13 protein-coding genes and 2 rRNA genes are annotated in these 20,489 nt (G+C 43.7%); 11 read left to right on the forward strand and 4 right to left on the reverse strand.

The features are described 5' to 3' along the window. Positions 1–10 precede the first annotated feature (10 nt). On the forward strand, positions 11–907 hold the full coding sequence (locus tag LC040_19260; protein ID WLR51269.1) for an ABC transporter permease: 897 nt from the start codon (positions 11–13) through the stop codon (positions 905–907). Positions 908–1,148: 241 nt separating this feature from the next. On the opposite strand, the gene LC040_19265 is transcribed toward LC040_19260, so the two are convergent. The 3 genes from LC040_19265 to LC040_19275 form a co-directional block, all read right to left on the reverse strand. Beyond that, complete coding sequence (locus LC040_19265; protein WLR51270.1) at positions 1,149–2,234, reverse strand: aromatic acid exporter family protein; 1,086 nt, start codon at positions 2,232–2,234, stop codon at positions 1,149–1,151. A 166-nt stretch (positions 2,235–2,400) separates the two neighbouring features. Next, a complete protein-coding gene (locus LC040_19270) occupies positions 2,401–6,888 on the reverse strand; it encodes a glutamate synthase-related protein (GenBank protein ID WLR51271.1) in 4,488 nt (1,495 codons plus the stop codon). Between the two features lie 313 nt (positions 6,889–7,201). Continuing rightward, positions 7,202–8,497: a glutamate-1-semialdehyde 2,1-aminomutase gene (locus tag LC040_19275; protein WLR51272.1), complete on the reverse strand. Its 1,296-nt coding sequence runs from the start codon at positions 8,495–8,497 to the stop codon at positions 7,202–7,204. A 212-nt stretch (positions 8,498–8,709) separates the two neighbouring features. On the opposite strand from LC040_19275, the gene LC040_19280 reads away from it, so the two are divergent. The 7 genes from LC040_19280 (at position 8,710) to perR (ending at position 14,089) form a co-directional block, all read left to right on the forward strand. Beyond that, the gene (locus LC040_19280) at positions 8,710–9,723 is read left to right on the forward strand and encodes an ATP-binding cassette domain-containing protein (protein ID WLR51273.1); all 1,014 of its coding nucleotides are present in this window, start codon (positions 8,710–8,712) and stop codon (positions 9,721–9,723) included. Next, a complete protein-coding gene (locus LC040_19285; GenBank protein WLR51274.1) occupies positions 9,716–10,507 on the forward strand; it encodes an ABC-2 family transporter protein in 792 nt (263 codons plus the stop codon). Before LC040_19280 ends, LC040_19285 begins: the two co-directional genes overlap by 8 nt. A 3-nt stretch (positions 10,508–10,510) precedes the next feature. Further along, positions 10,511–11,296 (forward strand): ABC-2 family transporter protein, encoded by a 786-nt coding sequence (locus LC040_19290; protein ID WLR51275.1) that lies wholly within the window; start codon positions 10,511–10,513, stop codon positions 11,294–11,296. A 102-nt stretch (positions 11,297–11,398) separates the two neighbouring features. Further along, complete coding sequence (locus LC040_19295) at positions 11,399–11,806, forward strand: potassium channel family protein (protein ID WLR51276.1); 408 nt, start codon at positions 11,399–11,401, stop codon at positions 11,804–11,806. Between the two features lie 117 nt (positions 11,807–11,923). Next, positions 11,924–12,394, forward strand: coding sequence for a thioredoxin-dependent thiol peroxidase (bcp, locus tag LC040_19300; GenBank protein WLR51277.1), 471 nt, complete (start codon positions 11,924–11,926; stop codon positions 12,392–12,394). Between the two features lie 202 nt (positions 12,395–12,596). Further along, on the forward strand, positions 12,597–13,547 hold the full coding sequence (locus LC040_19305; GenBank protein WLR51278.1) for a D-2-hydroxyacid dehydrogenase: 951 nt from the start codon (positions 12,597–12,599) through the stop codon (positions 13,545–13,547). 104 nt (positions 13,548–13,651) lie between these two features. Continuing rightward, positions 13,652–14,089, forward strand: coding sequence for a peroxide-responsive transcriptional repressor PerR (perR, locus tag LC040_19310; protein WLR51279.1), 438 nt, complete (start codon positions 13,652–13,654; stop codon positions 14,087–14,089). Positions 14,090–14,120: 31 nt separating this feature from the next. Here perR and LC040_19315 read toward each other — a convergent pair whose 3' ends face one another. After that, a complete protein-coding gene (locus LC040_19315) occupies positions 14,121–14,474 on the reverse strand; it encodes a YgzB family protein (protein WLR51280.1) in 354 nt (117 codons plus the stop codon). 181 nt (positions 14,475–14,655) lie between these two features. Between LC040_19315 and LC040_19320 the strand changes: the two genes are divergently transcribed. The 3 genes from LC040_19320 (at position 14,656) to LC040_19330 (ending at position 20,476) form a co-directional block, all read left to right on the forward strand. Beyond that, a complete protein-coding gene (locus LC040_19320; GenBank protein ID WLR51281.1) occupies positions 14,656–15,531 on the forward strand; it encodes a nucleotidyltransferase-like protein in 876 nt (291 codons plus the stop codon). Positions 15,532–15,805: 274 nt separating this feature from the next. Beyond that, a 16S ribosomal RNA gene (locus LC040_19325) occupies positions 15,806–17,351 on the forward strand. A 195-nt stretch (positions 17,352–17,546) separates the two neighbouring features. Next, positions 17,547–20,476 (forward strand): 23S ribosomal RNA (locus LC040_19330). Together the 16S and 23S rRNA genes form the textbook arrangement of a ribosomal RNA operon. Positions 20,477–20,489: the final 13 nt, after the last annotated feature.

The raw sequence follows: 20,489 nt of genomic DNA on the forward strand, positions 1-20,489 counted from the left end.
GGGAGAATAGATGGCTGAGTTAGCTCGAAATGAACAGCCGATTGAAATCGCTGAAGAGGATAAAGTCATTTCTCCTTGGCGTGAAGCCTGGAACAGTTTCAGGAAAAACAAGCTCGCGTTAGTTGGAAGCTTTATCGTTTTATTCTTTATTGTTATCGCAGTAGCCGCTCCAATCCTGGCTCCTGCTGGTGTCAACGACCAAGTGCTTGGAGACCGTTTGCAGGCTCCATCATCAGCTCATTGGCTCGGGACAGATGACTTCGGTCGGGATATCCTATCACGTATTATGTATGGGGCGCGCATCTCTCTATGGGTCGGCTTCTTCGCCGTATTAGGTTCCATTGTAGTAGGGTGTGCGTTAGGAATTATTGCAGGTTATTATGGTAAATGGGTTGATACACTGATTTCACGTGTATTTGATATTATGCTTGCGTTCCCAAGTATTCTATTAGCCATTGCAATCGTTTCAGTGTTAGGACCGTCTCTAAGAAATGCTCTTATCGCGATTGCGGTTATTAACGTGCCGAACTTTGGACGTCTTATCCGTTCGAAGGTGTTAAGTGTAAAGCAAGAAGAATACATTATGTCAGCAAAAGCGATCGGAATGAGTGATTCTCGCATTCTCTTTAATCATATTCTGCCGAATAGCATGGCGCCAATTATTGTACAAGGAACACTTGCGATTGCAACTGCAATCATTGAGTGTGCTGCACTTGGGTTCTTAGGTTTAGGTGCACAGCCACCAGCAGCTGAGTGGGGGAAAATGCTTGCTGACTCGAAACAATATTTAACAGATGCACCATGGACAATGGTGTTCCCAGGTCTTGCAATTATGTTAACAGTATTAGGCTTTAACCTAATGGGTGATGGCTTACGAGATGCCTTAGATCCACGTATGAAAAGCTAATAGCAGTATGTTGAATGAGGGGAGATTACCCTCATTTTATTTTGGAAATAGAGAAGCCCTTCACATTTATTGTGAAGGGCTTTTTAGATTGGCGAGCGATTCGCCTCCGCTTTTCTAGATGTCTAGCTGCGAAAGGCAGGCTGCGCGAGTTGCTTTGCTTTTCCACTCCGAGGCAAAAAAGAGCGCCTCTATGTGTAAAGGCTCCAGCAATCGGACAGCCTAACCGCCTTTCTCCGCTTTTCTAGTGTTCTTCAGGTTTGTCTTGTATTTTAACTTCATTCTCTGCTTTATGGTAGGTTTGGAAGCTGTCGATTAATTTATCTAAGTGCTTTAGTTGGTCGTAATAGTCAATAATTCCAGCGACTAATGAGAAGGTTGTAAGCAGTTGTTCATCGCTTTGGTTATTTTCTGTATAGAGCTTCATATATTCGTTGGTTAGTTGTTTCTTGTACTGTGTACTGTCTTCCATTGCTTCGGATGACGCTTGGGAACGAATTTTTCCAGCATATTTGAAAATCATTTGCTCGTGGTAGGCGAGTAATGAATCAAGACCTTCTTTAATAAGATGTTGCATTGGTTCTGATAGCTGATGCCATTCATTTTCATGGCGATGCAATTTTCTTAGTATTTCAAGTGCACGGTTTGTTGTTAAAAGCATTTGACGGAATAGAACAAGCTTCCGTCCTTTTGCGAAGATCTTCTTACGAGAATAAACGCGCTCTTCTTTATACAATAGATATAAGTTATCAAGTTTCATTAAGCCTTCTTTTAACCGAACAAGTTCGTCTTTAATCACCGTGTATTCTGAGGCGTGACGAGAACTAATTCGAATCCATTGGATAATGTCTTTCGTATTATCAAGGATTTTATAATACAGCTTGGTTTCGTACTTCGGTGGGATAAAGATTAAGTTAACGAGAAATGATGCTCCAACCCCCAACATAACAGAGCCAAAGCGGGTTAAGGCAAATTGAATGAATTGGTCACTTGGACTTTCCATAATCGCGATTACGGTTACGAGCGCAATTGGGATCGTTGATTCAATCTTTAATTGCAGGTTGATAGCAATTACAATAATCGCGGTTAACCCAATGATAAGCGGATCACTGCCAATTGTAAGTCCAATAATAATTGCGAAGAACGCTCCAATAATATTTGCTTGAATTTGCTCAAGCATTGTTTGGTATGTGCGATAGATAGATGGCTGAATTGCAAAGACTGCCGCAATTCCAGCAAAGGCAGGGGAAGGGATTCCCAGTAAGACTGCTGCATAAATCGCAAGGGTAATGGCAATGCCCGTCTTTAAAATACGTGCACCAAGTTTCATAAGAGTTGTTTTAATTCCTTTCATTTGTAGAATGTAGATACCATGTTTTTATAAAACTTTATTAATACTAGAAGGTAATATACATTGTTTCTATTAATCAATCAAGTTCTTTTTGCTGAAAAATAAGGCAGCCACCTGAATATACAAGTGGCTGCCTTGATTTAAGTTATTCTGTTGCGATAGATGGATCTGCTTGTTCTTTCTCAGGAATGATTTGGAGGAAGTTATTCTCTAAATCATCAAGCAGGCCTTTCACAATAGCTGCCTCTTCATGTTGATCATATTTTTCCAAAGAAGCAATGTAATTTGTAAGCATTTCGTTTAAGTCATTAATGCCTTGTTTGTTTAATGATTCAATTGTTACTTTTGCGCCTTTTGCAATACGACGTTGAAGAGCTTCTTTTGTTAAGCCCATTTCAGGTTGATGACGAACATAGACGACGCCACCAGTCATACCAGCGCAAGCCCATGGACCGATATCACCAAGTACAACACCGCGGCCGTTTGTCATGTACTCAAAGGCAAAGCCTTTTACATTTGCATTTACACCGATGTTTCCGTGGGCACCGTTTGGAAGCGGCTTTGTAATGCGTCCACCGATAAGGATATCTGCGCCTGATAGACGGATACCTGCACGAGAGTCTGCATTCCCTTGGATGAATAGCGAGCCTTTTTGTGCACCATAGCCGAATCCTTTACCAACAGAGCCGTTGTAGGATTGGCCGTTTTTACCTTTAGCTTTGAAGATAAAGATGCCCCCACCAAAAGCAGTTTTTCCGATTCCGTCTTGGGCGCCGCCGACAACATTAATATCAATGCCTTCTGTGTTATAAGCGCCAAGGCCGTTACCAGGAATTGAACCTTCAAGGTATTTTAATGATAGGCTAGGCAATTTACGGTATGAGCCGTCCAGCTTTCCGCGTACACGGTGGCATGATACACGTCCGCCGAGAACACGCTGTTCGGAAGTAACGCCGACAAACTCACGCGATTTATTTAACTCAGCTACCTCATAGTCTAAATATTCAGCACCTGCTGCTACGGCAACAGCTAGCTCTTTCTCAGCTGTTGTAGCGGCAACTTCTTGTTTTGCAAGTTGCTTCACTTCAAGCGCTTCGATTAAGTTTGATAAATCCATTTGTTCGAAACCGCGCGTTTGCTCTAGCAGGTCTGAGCGACCGACAACCTCTTGTAGATTGTCGTATCCTAGTGAACCTACAAGTGCTTTTAATTCAGTTCCAAAAGCAGTGAATAGGTTCATTAAGCCTTCAACTGATGGAGCGTATTGACGTGGTACGAAGCGACGTAAGCCATGTTCTTTTGCTTGTGCTTCTGATTCGATTTGTGTCGCAATCCCAACGTGACAAGTATCAAGGTGACAGCCGCGGCATGTTGTACAGCCGACTGCAATCATTGATAATGTACCGAAGCCGACACGGTTTGCACCGAGAAGCATAACCTTAAGAACATCAAGCGCACTCTTAAGACCACCGTCAGCCCACAGTTCAACTCGGTCGCGTAAGCCTGCTTCAAGTAGTGCATTATGAGCAGCTTTAACGCCGATTTCAACTGGCAAGCCTACGTTTTGTAGGGCATGAACACGTGCAGCCCCTGTACCGCCGTCGAAACCACTTAAGTTAATCATATCAGCGCCAGCTTTTGCGATACCGACTGCGATTGTACCAATATTCGGTACGATCGGAACTTTGACGATAACTTTTGCTTGGTCATTTGCTGTTTTCAGCTCAGAAATCATTTGCTCAAGGTCTTCAATTGAATAGATATCATGGTTATTTGAAGGTGAAATTAAGTCAGAACCAATTGTTGCATTACGAGCTTCAGCAATTTTTGCTGTAACCTTTGAACCTGGTAAGTGACCACCTTCACCTGGCTTTGCACCTTGACCAATTTTAATTTCTAAAAGGTTAGAAGAGTTTAACAGCTCTGCATTAACACCGAAACGACCAGATGCGATTTGCTGACCGCGTGTTTTCGGGTACTTGCCAAGCATGTCTTTGATTTCGCCACCCTCACCATTCAAGCTGATCATGTTCAGACGCTCAGCAGCTTCAGCATAAGAGCGGAAGGCAGTTTCGTTTTGAGAACCGAAAGACATTGAACTGATAATAAATGGTAAATCATGTTCGTTAACACCGATGTTAACAGTTTCCCCTGTAATTGGATTATCGGATGTTCTTAACCCTGTTAAATGACGAATTGTTGATGGGTTCTTTTCTTCAACTCCACCGATTTTTTCACGGTAAGCATCATATTCACCAGTGCGTGCTGTATCACCAATTGACTTCCAAATACGAGGCAGAACATGGAATGTTTTACCTGCACGTGCTTTTTCATTTGTGAAGTCTTCAGCGCGTTTTTGGCTATCTTCTTTTAAATAGTCAAAGTTATAGCCTACTTCTTTTGAACCTAGGAAGTTTACGATATTAAGAACATCAGAGATTTCTTCATTCAGACCGATTGCAGAGAATAGACGGTCATAACCACGTAACTCATGAATACCGATTGTTGAGATAACTTTTTCTAAACCTTTGTTTAAAGCATTGAATAAGTTATCAACGGGTTCTAGGTTATCTGCTTCGCTAACTGTTGTAAACATAATATAAGGGCTAACTGCATCAGCACCAAGGCCGAATGTAACGATAATATCATGCAATGTGCGAAGAGCACCTGAACGCACGACAAGTGCACAGTCACGACGCTTGTTCTTTGCTACTAAACCTTGGTCGATCGCAGATGTAACTAGGGTTGGATCAAGCCATAGCTCACCATTTTGATGTGCTTTTGCATCATCTAAAACGATGGTAGCAGCACCGTTATCAATTGCTTGCTCTGCTTCATTTACAAGGCGTTTTAGTGCTTCTGCAACGGTTTCATCTTCGCGGAACGTAACAGAGAGCAGATGAACAAGCCCGTCTTGTTGAAGACCTTGGATTAATTGATTATAAGATGGTTGCTCTAATTTCTTTGCAAGTTTGACGCCTGCTTGCCCCTCGATCAAGATAGGGGAGTTTAACTCAAGCACACGATGGGTATTGTCACTTTCAAAGAGTGATGGACGTTTTCCAAGCACCGTACGAGTTGAGAAGTGTTCTGCTTCACGATCTCGGTCAATTGCAGGGTTTGTAACAACGGCAACACTTTCTTTAATGAAGTCAGCAATGTTTCGTCGGCCAGTATCAATCGCTGCAAGTGGAGCGTCATGACCAAGTGAACGAATTGGCTCTGCGCCTTTTTCGGCCATTTGCTCGACAAGCTGAATATGCTCGCGGTCCCAGCCGAACGCTGCATATTGACCGTTATGAACGTTTGAAACTGCCTCTGCCACAATGTTTTCAGAGTAAGAAGGAGGCGTTAGACGCTTACGGCTATCTTTGATGAACAAACGCTCACTCATACGGTTGAAAACTTCTTCTTGATACTCATTATGGTCATACACTTGAATCGTGCCATCTTCTTTCCATTTCAAGCCAACCTTTTCACCTGGAGCGAATGGTTTTGGTTCACCAGTATATTCGCTTGAAGGAAGGATACCAGGTTCAGAAGAAAAGATATAAGATGATTCTGTTTCAAGCTTCCAAACAGGGCGCAAACCAAGTGCGTCCACACTGAAAACAGCTTCGTCTCCGAAGCGAGAAATAATCCCTGCAGGACCTTGTGCAAAATGTCCCCAAGCTTCACGAATATAAGTATATAAATCTTGCAAATGCTTCGGATAAGATTTAATTTCGTTCACGATAGGCGGGAATAAGATATCCAATGCTTCAAATAGAGAATAGCCATCTCGTGAAATGAATGTATTAATCGTACGATCCAAGTCTTGAGAGTCACTACCGCCTTCAGTTAATGGAACATCAAGCATTTCTGCTTCATCACGAAGCTTTGAAATCGTGTTAATTTCCCCGTTATGTCCAAGCACACTAAATGGCTGAACGCGGAAGAAATTAGATAATGTATTTGTTGAATAACGATTATGTCCGAGTGTCATCGTCGAAGCAACCTTTGGGTTTGCAAGGTCTTCATAGAACTTCGGTAAAATGTCACCTGCGCCCATTACTTTATAAACGGCATGGTGATTGCTTAATGACGCAACATGTACAGCTGTATTCTTCTCAATGTCAATTGTTAATTCAAATAATGCTTTCGCTAGTTCATTCTCTTCAACATTCGCTGTAAATGCGACTTGCCAGAAAATAGGCTCTTCCCCTTTTGCAATCGGTCCCAGTGCATCTGAATTTGTAACTTTGTCAGTTTCGAAGATTAACTTAAGGCCGTATTGAACGAAAAGATGTTTCATTTCGTCTTTCATCTTATTTACTTCAGAATCACTTAGCTTGTTAAGGAAGAAGTGCCCAACTGTAAAATCTTTGCGATCCACAAGGGACGCATCTATATCTTCTTTCGCTAGTTTTTCTCTCCAAAGTGCACGTGGAATATCAATGTGAATACCTACACCATCGCCTTCACCATTAATAAAACCTGCACGGTGATTCATCGTCACAAGCGCATTGATACATGTGTCGATATTTTTCTTTGTTGGAACTTGGCGCTTTTCAATGCTTGAAACAATACCACACGAATCGTACTCAACATGTCTAAAATCCTTAAATGATGCTGGACTCCAATCTTTTTTCATCTTATCGGCCGTTAAAACGACCTTCACCTCCTGTTGGATAATTTCTTTATGTTTGAGGAAAAAGCAGATTGCGAATTTTAAGAGAGGATAAAATGTTCAGGAAAACACAATTTTCAGAATTGTATTTTTAATAATAGCATGGAATACAAATAAAAGCAATTATTTATTCATTTTTTTGGATATAGCATTCATTATTTAGAATTTTAGAATAATTTACCTTTCAAGTGGAAACCTTGTCTGAAAACGTTTTCAATAAGAATATAAATGAGAGTAGGTATATTTGCTTTACCTACTCTCATTAGTTTTTGTATATTTATGCATTGTGCATGGATTTAAATACATGGCCAACTGCTTCAATTGTACGCTTAATATCATCCTCTGTATGTGCGGTTGTAAGGAACCAAGCTTCGTATTTAGAAGGTGCTAGGTTGATCCCTTGCTGAAGCATGAGCTTAAAGAATTTAGCAAACATTTCACCATCGGTATTTTGGGCTTGTTCGTAATTTGTAATTTTCTCTTCTGTAAAGTATAGAGTAAGTGCCCCTTTAAGACGGTTTACTGTAATTGGCATGTTGTATGTTTTTGCACTACTTACAATTCCTTCCTCTAATATTGCGCCGAGTCGATCTAATTCTTCATAGACTCCTTCAGCTTGCAATACTTCTAAGCAAGCGATTCCTGCTGCCATTGATGCGGGGTTTCCTGCCATTGTCCCTGCTTGGTAAGCTGGCCCGAGTGGTGAAACTTGTTCCATAATTTCTTTTTTGCCACCATAAGCGCCGATTGGGAGGCCGCCACCAATAATTTTTCCAAGCGCAGTTAAGTCTGGCTCGATGTTAAGTAGATTTTGTGCACCGCCGTACATGAAGCGGAATGCTGTAATCACTTCATCGTAGACGACGAGTGCTCCAGCTTCATGGGTGAGTTCGTTCACTTTTTCTAAGAAGCCTTCTTTCGGTTCAACAATTCCAAAGTTGCCGACAATTGGTTCTACAAGTACAGCTGCTGTTTGGTCGCCCCATTTTTGAATTGCTTCTGCAAATGCCTCTGGGTCATTAAATGGCACTGTAATTACTTCTTGTGCAATGCTTTTTGGAACGCCTGCTGAGTCGGGGTTACCAAGCGTGGAAGGTCCTGAGCCTGCTGCAACGAGAACAAGATCGGAATGACCGTGGTAGCAGCCAGCAAACTTAATGATTTTATCACGGCCTGTAAATGCTCGGGCGACACGGATTGTTGTCATTACTGCTTCAGTACCAGAGTTCACAAAGCGTACTTTATCCATTGCAGGCATCGCTTCTTTTAGCATTTTTGCAAATTTATTTTCAAGTGCAGTAGGTGTTCCGTAAAGTGTGCCATTCTCGGCAGCTTTTGTAATCGCTTTTGTAATATGAGGATGTGCGTGGCCTGTGATAATCGGACCATACGCACTTAAATAATCAATATACTTATTACCGTCTACATCCCAGAAATAAGCCCCTTTTGCACGGTCCATATATACAGGGGCGCCGCCACCGACTGCTTTAAATGAACGAGACGGGCTGTTAACACCGCCGACAATATGATCTAATGCATCTTGGTGTAATTGTTCAGATTTTGTGAAATCCATTTCGCTTCCCTCCAAAAATTAAATCATCAAATGTCAGTTTATCATTTTTCTTCTATTAAAGGGAAATTGGTTAATAGATAGGCTGTGGGTTAAGGGTTATCGTTTTGTGTCTTTATGTAAAATCATGATAAAAGAGCAAAGTGGTTGATTTATCTTCTCAGTTCGTTAGACTATTCCTTATGGTTTTTACGTTTTTGTTGGAGGGTTTACAAATGAAAAACGTTATTGAAGTTGAACAATTAAGGAAGGAATTTGTCTCTTATTCAAGCCGTTCGGGGTTGAAGGGAGCGTTTCGTGATTTATTTACACGTAATTATAAGATTTTATCAGCAGTGAATGATATTTCGTTCAATGTGAAGCAAGGTGAAATGGTTGGGTATATCGGAGAGAATGGGGCTGGAAAATCAACGACAATTAAGATGTTAACCGGAATTCTGCAGCCGACCTCTGGTTCTGTACTTGTTAATGGAATGGACCCGCATAAGGAGCGGGAGAAATTCACCAGAACAATTGGTGTTGTCTTCGGTCAGCGCTCGCAGCTTTGGTGGGATATTGCGGTTCAGGAGTCGTTCCGGCTGCTGAAGAAAGTGTACCGCGTTTCAGATGAAGATTACGCCGAGCATATGGAGCATGTGATTGAATCATTAGATATTGGCCCACTGTTAGATAAGCCTGTCCGGAAACTATCGCTCGGGCAACGGATGCGCTGTGAGCTAGCCGCGGCCTTGATTCACAATCCGCCGCTTTTGTTTTTGGATGAACCAACAATTGGGCTTGATGTCTTAGTGAAGCTAAAGATTCGTCAGTTTCTTAAAGAAATGAATAAAAAGTATAAAACGACGGTCCTGCTGACAACACATGACTTATCTGATATTGAAGCGCTATGTGAACGCGTTGTCATGTTAGATGAAGGTAAAATCATTTACGACGGAAAATTAAATGATTTGCGTTCGAACTGGGGTGAAGGGAAGCAGCTTCAATTTCAATTTACAGAGCAGGTAAGTAAGGAACAATTGAACAAGCTTGCTGAAGAGCTAGAGGTTGTCTGGCAACAAGGTGAACGGGAAAATGTTTGGCTAGCAAACGTTGGTCCTGATGAATCACTTATTTCAGAGTTAATTGGCCGTGTTGTGGCTGCTCATCAAATCAATGACATTAAAATCAACGAAATTTCCACTGAAGAGATAGTGCGAAACATCTATGAAGAAGGTGTCATCCGTGGCTAAGTACATTGAAATGATCCGAATTCGGTTCTTGATGATGCTTGCGTATCGAACGAATTATTACAGCGGGATTTTAATCTATAGTATTAATATTGGAGCGTATTATTTCTTATGGACGGCTATCTATGGCGGGAAAGAGTCAATTGAAGGCTTGTCTGTTATCCAGATGGTTACTTATATTGCTGTGGCTTGGATGGCTCGTGCATTTTACTTCAATAATATTGACCGAGAAATTGCACGCGAAATAAAAGAAGGGAAAGTAGCGGTGGAACTGATTAGACCATACCATTATCTTGGAATGAAAACGATGCAAGGGTTAGGGGAAGGGATCTTCCGCTTATTGTTCTTCTCTTTACCAGGAATGGTGATTGTCTACTTTATCTTTCCACTTGAGTTATCTGCAAGCTTTTCAATTTGGCTCTTCTTTGCTGCGTCACTCGTCTTCAGCTTTGTTATTAATACACAAATTAATTTGCTGACAGGAATTTTAACATTTTTCTTCTTTAATAATGACGGCTTAATCCGGGCGAAGCGTGTGACGATTGACTTGTTCTCAGGTCTAATTCTTCCGATTAGCTTCTATCCAGGCTGGGCGCAAGAGATCATGAAGTTCTTTCCGTTCCAAGCAATCAGCTATATTCCAAGTATGATCTTTACAGAAGGATTTAATGGGAATGAAGTGCTTGATGCAATCGGTTTTCAACTGGTTTGGTCGGTTGTACTGATTATACCGATTTGGCTGCTTTGGAACTTAGCTAAGAAGCGCCTTGTGATTCAGGGGGGATAATGCGTGTTTTACTTATCGATGTTCTTTCAATATATAGGACAGTATATGAAGACGCGGCTCCAATACCGGACTGACATGGTGATTGAGATTTTTTCAGATTTATTGTTTCAGGCGGTAAATTTAGTTTTCATTCTTGTGGTGTTTGGCCATACACAAATGTTAAGTGGCTGGAGTCGTGACGAAATTATCTTTATTTATGGTTTTTTTCTTGTGCCGTTTGCCCTCTTTGGTACATTCTTTAATATCTGGGACTTTAATGAGCGTTATATTGTGCAAGGGGAGATGGATCGGATTTTAACTAGGCCGATTCATAGCTTATTTCAGATTATTTTAGAGCGAATGGAATTGGAATCGTTATTTGGAGTGATAACAGGAATTGTCGTTATGCTCTATGCTGGTGGGAATTTGCATCTTGCGTTCAATTGGTATGATCCGTTTGTGTTTGTGGCAATGGTTATCGGTGGTACGCTCGTGTATGGAGGCATCTTTATTTCACTTGCAAGCATTGGGTTCTGGTCAGATGCTCGGACATCAATCATGCCGATGATGTACAATATCGGAAATTATGGAAGATACCCAGTTGATATATACAACCCTGTTATTCGTTATATTTTAACGTGGATTTTGCCGTTTGCCTTTGTAGGTGTTTATCCGTCAGCTTATTTTCTTGGCCGAACAGAATGGTACAATTATGCATTCTTAACACCTGTTGTTGGGGTTGTATTTTTTACACTATCTGTACTGGTTTGGAACCAAGGTGTGAAGCGGTATCGTGGTGCTGGAAATTAATCGAAGCTTGTGCGTATGTATTGCGTACAAGCTTTTTTGATCCTTTGTCCATATTTGACTAGAAGGTTCATATAATTCAAGTAGGGCAAGGGGGGATGAGCGTTGTATGTCGGTATGATTGTCAGTGTCGTGTTTATTTTAGCGGTCAGCTTGAAGACTTTATGGAAATCTCAAGTTGAGAAGAAGCAGTATCTTACGCTTGAAAATTTGTTATTACTATTCTTTACATACCTAATTGTCCTTATTGGATTTGGTCTTATATATGCTCTACTGGAATTGATGGGGGTACCGGTGTTGATTGATAATCTTGCATCGGAAAATGATTCATTTCTTCATTTGTTAAGTGCAAAAATGTATTTTAGTGCTGTGACGCTGCTTTCTGTAGGATATGGTGATATAACCCCAATTGGAGCGGGGCGTTGGATTGCGATGTTTGAAGCGCTCGTTGGTTATGTATTGCCTGCTGCCTTTGTTGTGCGGACTGTTATCGAGATTGAAAAACATGAATAGGGTGGGATGAAGAGAGAGAAACTGCTAATACTATTCATATCGCTTGTCTCTTATGTAGAAATTCGATACGCTAAAGAAGATGAAAACGGAAACATGCTAGAAATGGAGGAATGAATAATGGCAGTAGAACCAGGTCAGAAGGCACCAGACTTTACAATGCCGGCAAGTAACGGTGAAGATGTTTCTCTTTCAGACTTTAAAGGGAAAAATGTTGTGCTTTATTTTTATCCAAAAGATATGACACCAGGATGTACAACGCAAGCTTGCGATTTTCGTGATAAGCATGAAAGCTTCGGAGAATTAGATGCGGTTATTCTTGGGGTGAGTCCAGACCCGATTGATCGTCATCATAAGTTTATTGAAAAGCATGACTTGCCATTTCTGCTTCTTGCTGATGAAGACCATAAGCTTGCTGAAGAATATGGTGTATGGCAGCTTAAGAAGAACTTCGGTAAGGAATATATGGGGATTGTCCGTTCGACATTCATTATTGATAAAGAAGGAAATCTTGTGAAAGAATGGCGTAAGGTGCGTGTGAAAGGGCACGTAGAAGAAGCCTTGGAATACATAAAAGAAAACATGTCCTAAGTGATGCGCCTTTGCCTTATGATAAGGGCAAAGGCCTTTTTCTTAGAATGTTTTTTTGGAACGGGCGAGTGTCTATACGTTTTGAGGAGAGGCTGCGTATAGTAAAGTAATACCTCCTCAAGCAAACAGCACACTTGAATTGACGGGCTGGGTTTACTCAGCCCATTTTTTTATTATAGATAACAAGAGAGGAGAAACACAATTGAAGGCATTAGCATCCTTTGATCCGAAAGAGTCATTAAAGAATCAAGTTATTGAGGAATTTCCGTCTATCGAGTTTACCTTTAAGCAAAACATGGGGGAAGCTAAGCATCTTCTTCCGGAAGCTGACATATTGGTTACATATGGAGAGGATTTGGACGAGTCCCTTATTCGCTCTGCTCATAACTTAAAGTGGATAATGGTCGTTTCTGCTGGTATGGAAAAGATGCCATTTGAAGCGATTGATGAACAAGGCATCCTCGTGACGAATGCAAAAGGTATTCACGCGATTCCGATGGCAGAGTATACAATCGGAATGATGCTGCAAACAGCACGCAGAGCGAAGGAATTATATGAGCTTGAGAAAAAGAGTGAATGGAATCGAAAAATCAAGATGGTTGAACTTGCAGGGAAAACAGTCAGCATACTTGGAGCGGGAGCAATTGGGACAGAGATCGCCCGCTTATGTAAAGCATTCCGAATGAAAACAAAAGGAATGAATACATCTGGAAGAGATGTAGAAAATGTGGACGAGGTCTTTTCTGTAGAACAGCTGTCTGAAGTCGTTAAGGAAGCTGATTTCATTGTTTCCGTTTTGCCAAGTACAGAAAAAACAAAGCGTTTATTAGAAGAGAAACATTTTAAAGTAATGAAAGAGGAAGCGGTCTTCATTAATATAGGGCGAGGAGATGTAGTAGATGAGAATCTCCTTATTAAAATGCTGCAGGAAAAACAACTTTCCCACGCTGTATTAGATGTATTCGAACAGGAGCCGCTTCCGAAGCATCATTCTTTCTGGAATATGGAAGAAGTGACGGTGACCCCGCATTTATCAGGCATCTCAAAGATGTATTTGCCGCGTTCGTTCGAAATCTTCGAACATAACTTGAAGGTTTTCGTATCGGGAGAAGGGGAATACGTGAATAAAATCGACGTGAAGAGAGGCTATTGATCGGAGAAAACAATAACTATTATTGACAAACGTTTGAATAGCAGGGTACACTAATTATAAACATTATAAATTAAGAATGTCTTTTGAAAGAGAGGTGCATGACGGTGGCAGAGAATCGAATGGAATTAGCAATGCATACGCTTAAAGGTTCCGGCGTGCGTATCACACCGCAGCGTCATGCGATACTAGAATATTTGATTGAATCAATGGCGCATCCAACTGCAGATGAAATCTATAAAGCGCTTGAAGGGAAATTCCCGAATATGAGTGTAGCCACGGTGTATAACAACCTGCGTGTTTTTCGTGAGGTAGGTTTGGTGAAAGAGCTTACTTACGGTGATTCCTCTAGCCGCTTTGATTGTAACACATCAGACCATTATCACGTTATCTGTGAACGGTGTGGAAAGATCGTTGATTTCCACTATCCTGGGCTAGATGAAGTAGAAACATTAGCCGAACAAGTTGCAGGTTTTGATGTCAGCCATCATCGCATGGAGATTTACGGTACGTGCCCATCTTGCAAGGGTAAACAAGAGCATTAATAAAAAACAAGCTGCAGGCCAATGGTATGGTCTACAGCTTGTTTTTTTTATTATAATCTTCGCTGAATTCTTTTCCTTCTAAGTTAGGGTCAAGTGTTAGTGGTTCGTTACAATACATACATAAATCAACTCGCCCTAAGACCTTCGTTACTTTCCCGCAAGAAGGACACTGGACTTGAACGGTTTTTGTTGAAAGCATTCCGATCCAAAAATAAACGCCAGTACTTGCAATAATCGCCAGGAGCCCTAAAATAATAAAGGCAGTCATCAGCCACATATTTTCTTTGAAAAATATCCCAACATACATAACCGCAAACCCAATAAAGATAAGGGAAAGCGCGAATGTACGAATCTTGTTAATTTTGCTTGAGTATTTTAATCCCATATACAAGCAACCTCCTATCCACATCAGTAGTATAGCATAGTGATTTTAGGAGTTTCCATAAAATTTTGCAGTTTAAAAAAAAGGGGATTTGGATTGGGGTGTCGAACAGGTAACTTACTTAATGGCTAATAATCTATTGGATTATAAGGTATATGGAAAGAATGTTAGGAGAGTGGCGGAAATGGAGAGCATCTTACGTCCGATCTATCAAGAAAGGGCGAGCCGGAAGGAAACGTTGGCTGTCTTATTGCTCGAAAAGAACAAGCCTCACAGTTCTTGGACTGATCATTTTGATGCAGTATTGATTATTATTGTTGAAGAAAGTGACAGAGAATGGTTCGCGAAGCATTATGAATATGAAGGTAAGAAAGCAGCGATGCATATCGTTACAGAAAATCAGTTAGTTAATTGGCTTTCAGGAGGCAGAAATCGTAGAGTCATTCATTGGGTACTTAATGGGAAAGTAATCTTTGAACGTAACGAATACATAGAAAACCTTAGAGAAAGTCTTCGTGAATTTCCAGAGGACGTTCGTCAAAAGAAGATTAATACCGAATTTGCGAAATTGGTACGTAGTTATTCAATAGGTAGAGATTTATATGAATCCAAGGAATTCTTCGATGCATATAATCAGATGGTTAGAAGCTTGCATCATCTAGCCCGCCTTGCTGTCATGGAACAAGGCTTCCATCCAGAAGTAACGGTTTGGAATCAAATAAAGCAAATTGAGCCTGAAATCTACAAGCTGTATAAGGAGCTTATTGAAAGTGGAGAACCTTTAGATAAGCGGATAGAGTTGCTTTTGATTGCAAGTGGGTTTGCGATTCGTGCAAGAACAGAAGAAGGCAACCGGCATTTTCTTAAGCTGCTTCGTTCAAAGGAAGAGCCATGGACGTTTGGGGAGCTTATTGAGCATGAAGAACTTCAAGACTATGCGCTCGACTTAGGTGTATTAGTTGAGCATCTTGTAGAGAAAGGTATTGTTGCAGTAGTAAACGAACCGACAAAAGGTAAAGACGTTTACCACCGGACCTATCAATATCGAAAAGACATATAAGCAATTTTAAAGGTCGCCTTAAGGTTATTTTTAAAAAAATAATCAAATAGGGTTGACCTTTATTTTTTACCGTGATATATTATTAAACGTCGCCGCAAGAGAGCGACCAACAAGAAAAAACAAAACAAAAAAGTTCTTGACACTCGATAATGATGATGTTAAGATTTAAAAGTCGCCATAACGAACGGCGAAACAAAATGTTCTTTGAAAACTGAACAAAATGAACATGCTTAACGAGCAAGTTTCAAATTTTTTCGAACTTCCATTTGGAAGCTTATCGGAGAGTTTGATCCTGGCTCAGGACGAACGCTGGCGGCGTGCCTAATACATGCAAGTCGAGCGGATGAAGGGGAGCTTGCTCCCTGGATTCAGCGGCGGACGGGTGAGTAACACGTGGGCAACCTGCCTGTAAGACTGGGATAACTCCGGGAAACCGGGGCTAATACCGGATAATCAAGTGAACCGCATGGTTCGCTTGTAAAAGACGGTTTTGCTGTCACTTACAGATGGGCCCGCGGCGCATTAGTTAGTTGGTGGGGTAACGGCCTACCAAGACGACGATGCGTAGCCGACCTGAGAGGGTGATCGGCCACACTGGGACTGAGACACGGCCCAGACTCCTACGGGAGGCAGCAGTAGGGAATCATCCGCAATGGACGAAAGTCTGACGGTGCAACGCCGCGTGAACGATGAAGGCCTTCGGGTCGTAAAGTTCTGTTGTTAGGGAAGAACAAGTGCCGGAGTAACTGCCGGCACCTTGACGGTACCTAACCAGAAAGCCACGGCTAACTACGTGCCAGCAGCCGCGGTAATACGTAGGTGGCAAGCGTTGTCCGGAATTATTGGGCGTAAAGCGCGCGCAGGCGGTTTCTTAAGTCTGATGTGAAAGCCCGTGGCTCAACCACGGAGGGTCATTGGAAACTGGGGAACTTGAGTGCAGAAGAGGAGAGTGGAATTCCACGTGTAGCGGTGAAATGCGTAGATATGTGGAGGAACACCAGTGGCGAAGGCGACTCTCTGGTCTGTAACTGACGCTGAGGCGCGAAAGCGTGGGGAGCAAACAGGATTAGATACCCTGGTAGTCCACGCCGTAAACGATGAGTGCTAAGTGTTAGGGGGTTTCCGCCCCTTAGTGCTGAAGTTAACGCATTAAGCACTCCGCCTGGGGAGTACGACCGCAAGGTTGAAACTCAAAGGAATTGACGGGGGCCCGCACAAGCGGTGGAGCATGTGGTTTAATTCGAAGCAACGCGAAGAACCTTACCAGGTCTTGACATCCTCTGACCACCCTGGAGACAGGGCTTCCCCTTCGGGGGCAGAGTGACAGGTGGTGCATGGTTGTCGTCAGCTCGTGTCGTGAGATGTTGGGTTAAGTCCCGCAACGAGCGCAACCCTTGTCCTTAGTTGCCAGCATTTAGTTGGGCACTCTAAGGAGACTGCCGGTGACAAACCGGAGGAAGGTGGGGATGACGTCAAATCATCATGCCCCTTATGACCTGGGCTACACACGTGCTACAATGGATGGTACAAAGGGAAGCAAGACCGCGAGGTGGAGCCAATCCCATAAAGCCATTCTCAGTTCGGATTGCAGGCTGCAACTCGCCTGCATGAAGCCGGAATCGCTAGTAATCGCGGATCAGCATGCCGCGGTGAATACGTTCCCGGGCCTTGTACACACCGCCCGTCACACCACGAGAGTTTGTAACACCCGAAGTCGGTGGGGTAACCTTTGGAGCCAGCCGCCGAAGGTGGGACAAATGATTGGGGTGAAGTCGTAACAAGGTAGCCGTATCGGAAGGTGCGGCTGGATCACCTCCTTTCTAAGGATTTTATATGCACCAACGGTGCAAAACGATTAAGCATGTTTCATTTTGTTCAGTTTTGAGAGAGCATTCTCTCAATCAATGTTTGTTCCTTGAAAACTAGATAACCGAAACAGAAGTAAAGATTCCTTTTTAAATTAAACCGATTTAAAGGGTATGTGCAAATGCGTTTTATGTATGATGCTCATCAATGGTTAAGTTAGAAAGGGCGCACGGTGGATGCCTTGGCACTAGGAGCCGATGAAGGACGAGACTAACATCGATATGCTTCGGCGAGCTGTAAGTAAGCGTTGACCCGGAGATTTCCGAATGGGGAAACCCACTGTCCGTAATGGGGCAGTATCATCATCTGAATCCATAGGGTGATGAAGGCAGACCCGGGGAACTGAAACATCTAAGTACCCGGAGGAAGAGAAAGCAAACGCGATTTCCCGAGTAGCGGCGAGCGAAACGGAAACAGCCCAAACCAAGAGGCTTGCCTCTTGGGGTTGTAGGACGTTCCACATGGAGTTACAAAGGAACAGGATAAGTGAAGCGGCCTGGAAAGGCCGGCCACAGAAGGTAACAGCCCTGTAGCTGAAATCCTGTTCTCTCCGGAGCGGATCCTGAGTACGGCGGAACACGTGAAATTCCGTCGGAAGCAGGGAGGACCATCTCCCAAGGCTAAATACTCCCTAGTGACCGATAGTGAACCAGTACCGTGAGGGAAAGGTGAAAAGCACCCCTGACGGGGAGTGAAAAAGATCCTGAAACCGTGTGCCTACAAGTAGTCGGAGCCCATTAACGGGTGACGGCGTGCCTTTTGTAGAATGAACCGGCGAGTTACGATCTCGTGCAAGGTTAAGTCGGAAAGACGGAGCCGCAGCGAAAGCGAGTCTGAATAGGGCGATATAGTACGTGGTCGTAGACCCGAAACCGAGTGATCTACCCATGTCCAGGGTGAAGTTCAGGTAACACTGAATGGAGGCCCGAACCCACGCACGTTGAAAAGTGCGGGGATGAGGTGTGGGTAGGGGTGAAATGCCAATCGAACTCGGAGATAGCTGGTTCTCCCCGAAATAGCTTTAGGGCTAGCCTCAAGGGAAGAGTCTTGGAGGTAGAGCACTGATTGGATGAGGGGCCCCCAACGGGTTACCGAGTTCAGTCAAACTCCGAATGCCAATGACTTATCCTTGGGAGTCAGACTGCGAGTGATAAGGTCCGTAGTCGAGAGGGAAACAGCCCAGACCACCAGCTAAGGTCCCTAAGTATACGTTAAGTGGAAAAGGATGTGGAGTTGCCCAGACAACCAGGATGTTGGCTTAGAAGCAGCCACCATTTAAAGAGTGCGTAATAGCTCACTGGTCGAGTGACTCTGCGCCGAAAATATACCGGGGCTAAACGTATCACCGAAGCTGTGGATGTTCCGCATGGAACATGGTAGGGGAGCGTTCTAAGCGCTTTGAAGCCAGACCGTAAGGACTGGTGGAGTACTTAGAAGTGAGAATGCCGGTATGAGTAGCGAAAAGACAAGTGAGAATCTTGTCCATCGAAAGCCTAAGGTTTCCTGAGGAAGGCTCGTCCGCTCAGGGTTAGTCGGGACCTAAGCCGAGGCCGAAAGGCGTAGGCGATGGCCAACAGGTTGAAATTCCTGTACCACCTCCTCACCATTTGAGCAATGGGGGACGCAGGAAGGTAGGGTGAGCACGCCACTGGATGTGCGTGTCCAAGCCGTTAGGCTGACAACGAGGCAAATCCCGTTGTCATAAGGCTGAGCGGTGATGGCGAGGGAAATTTTAGTACCGAAGTCCCTGATCCTACACTGCCAAGAAAAGCCTCTAGCGAGTGAGAGGTGCCCGTACCGCAAACCGACACAGGTAGGCGAGGAGAGAATCCTAAGATGAGCGGGAAAACTCTGGTTAAGGAACTCGGCAAAATGACCCCGTAACTTCGGGAGAAGGGGTGCTCTTTGGGGTTTATAGCCCCGAAGAGCCGCAGTGAATAGGCCCAAGCGACTGTTTAGCAAAAACACAGGTCTCTGCGAAGCCGCAAGGCGAAGTATAGGGGCTGACACCTGCCCGGTGCTGGAAGGTTAAGAGGAGGGGTTATCCTCACGGAGAAGCTCTGAATCGAAGCCCCAGTAAACGGCGGCCGTAACTATAACGGTCCTAAGGTAGCGAAATTCCTTGTCGGGTAAGTTCCGACCCGCACGAAAGGTGCAACGACTTGGGCACTGTCTCAACCAGAGACCCGGTGAAATTATACTATGCGTGAAGATGCGCATTACCCGCGACAGGACGGAAAGACCCGTGGAGCTTTACTGCAGCCTGATATTGAATTTTGGTACAGCTTGTACAGGATAGGCAGGAGCCTTGGAAGCGTGAGCGCCAGCTTACGTGGAGGCGCTGGTGGGATACTGCCCTTGCTGTATTGAAATTCTAACCCTGAGCCGTTATCCGGCTCGGAGACAGTGTCAGGTAGGCAGTTTGACTGGGGCGGTCGCCTCCCAAAAGGTAACGGAGGCGCCCAAAGGTTCCCTCAGAATGGTTGGAAATCATTCGCAGAGTGTAAAGGCACAAGGGAGCTTGACTGCGAGACCTACAAGTCGAGCAGGGACGAAAGTCGGGCTTAGTGATCCGGTGGTTCCGCATGGAAGGGCCATCGCTCAACGGATAAAAGCTACCCCGGGGATAACAGGCTTATCTCCCCCAAGAGTCCACATCGACGGGGAGGTTTGGCACCTCGATGTCGGCTCATCGCATCCTGGGGCTGTAGTCGGTCCCAAGGGTTGGGCTGTTCGCCCATTAAAGCGGTACGCGAGCTGGGTTCAGAACGTCGTGAGACAGTTCGGTCCCTATCCGTCGTGGGCGCAGGAAATTTGAGAGGAGCTGTCCTTAGTACGAGAGGACCGGGATGGACACACCGCTGGTGTACCAGTTGTTCCGCCAGGAGCATCGCTGGGTAGCTACGTGTGGACGGGATAAGTGCTGAAAGCATCTAAGCATGAAGCCCCCCTCAAGATGAGATTTCCCATAGCGTCAAGCTAGTAAGATCCCTCAGAGATGATGAGGTAGATAGGTTCGGGGTGGAAGCGTGGCGACACGTGCAGCTGACGAATACTAATCGATCGAGGACTTAACCAATTTAATTGGAATG

Source organism: Bacillus tianshenii (assembly GCA_020524525.2).
GTDB lineage: Bacteria > Bacillota > Bacilli > Bacillales > Bacillaceae_N > Bacillus_AV.